Source organism: Aeromonas sp. HMWF015, assembly GCF_963878965.1.
In the GTDB taxonomy this organism is placed as follows: Bacteria; Pseudomonadota; Gammaproteobacteria; order Enterobacterales; family Aeromonadaceae; genus Aeromonas; species Aeromonas veronii.
In genome coordinates, this window is record NZ_CAWNZT010000335.1 from 1 (window position 1) to 1,212 (window position 1,212).

The 1,212-nt window shown below is 60.1% G+C and carries 2 protein-coding genes; one reads left to right on the top strand and one right to left on the bottom strand.

The window, feature by feature from the left end; genetic code table 11:
• A partial coding sequence (locus AACS18_RS16550) for a substrate binding domain-containing protein (RefSeq protein WP_108612752.1) occupies positions 1-604 on the top strand: 604 nt, incomplete at its 5' end.
• A gap of 66 nt (positions 605-670) precedes the next feature.
• Here the strand turns inward: AACS18_RS16550 and AACS18_RS16555 are convergent.
• A partial coding sequence (locus AACS18_RS16555; RefSeq protein WP_108612753.1) for a BPSS1780 family membrane protein occupies positions 671-1,212 on the bottom strand: 542 nt, incomplete at its 5' end.

Consider the following 1,212-nt stretch of genomic DNA (forward strand, 5'->3'; position numbering starts at 1 on the left):
CTACTCCCTGTCAGAAGCACTGCTGGTCGGGGCTGCCAACGACTATCTGGCGCAATACCCGGGGACGGCCATCGACATTCTGCTGCTCGACAGAACCGTCAATCTGGTAGAGGAGCGGATCGATCTGGCGGTGCGCATCACCAACGACCTCGACCCCAATCTGGTGGCGCGCCGTCTCGGCACCTGCCACTCGGTAGTCTGTGCCAGCCCGGCCTATCTGGCCCGTCATCCGATGCCACACAAGGTGCAGGATTTGGCGCTGCACAACTGCCTCACCTACACCTACTTTGGCAAGAGCCTGTGGGAGTTCAATGGACCGGACGGTCCCGAGTCAGTGCCGGTCAGCGGTAACCTGAGCGCCAATATCTCCAACCTGCTGCTGGAAGCAACGCTGGAAGGCGCAGGGATCAGCCTGCAGCCACGCTACTCGGCCCAACCCTATCTGGAGCGCGGAGAACTGGTCCCCCTGCTGACCGACTGGCAGCCCAAGCGCCTTGGGGTCTACGGGGTGTATGCCACCCGCAAACAGATGTCGCCACTGCTGCGCAGCTTCCTCGATTTTCTGCTGGCCCGCATGGCGGCGGATCCCATCTGGCAAGAGTGAGCACACCTAAAACCTGATCATGAAGAAGGGGCCGCTGCGGGCCCCTTCTTCATCTTCATCAGTTGATCAGGCTTCAAATCCGAATGGTTCTGATTGCGGCGCTTCCGGCTGCGCACTCTCGTCCAGGAAAATATCCCGATAAGCCACATAGATGGAGTAGTTGAGCGCCGGGATCACCACCAGCAGACCTACCAGCAACAGCACAGCGCCAAACAGCAACAACATGGCTGAGAGCAGCCCCCACCAGAAGAAGGGAAAAATATTGCGCCAGCAGCCGAAGAAACTCAGCCGTACCGCCTGGATGATGCCGATATCGTGGTGGTAGATCAGCGCAGGAGCAAAGGTGACCCCCATCAGCACGGGAATGATGAGCAGCATACCCACCAGCAACACCAGCAGCAGTTGTTGCAACTGGCTGGCAGAGACCACCATGCTCTCGGGATCCTGCGTCAGCAGCGGGAGCAGCCCCCACATGGAGAGCAGACCGAGACAGACGAGGCCCACCAGGCTGAACAGCAGCAACACCAGCAGACCACCGAGCATCAGCGGGGTCAGCTTGTGGCGAAAACCGGCGAAGAGATCGGCAAACTGCAGCGGCTCCCCCCGAT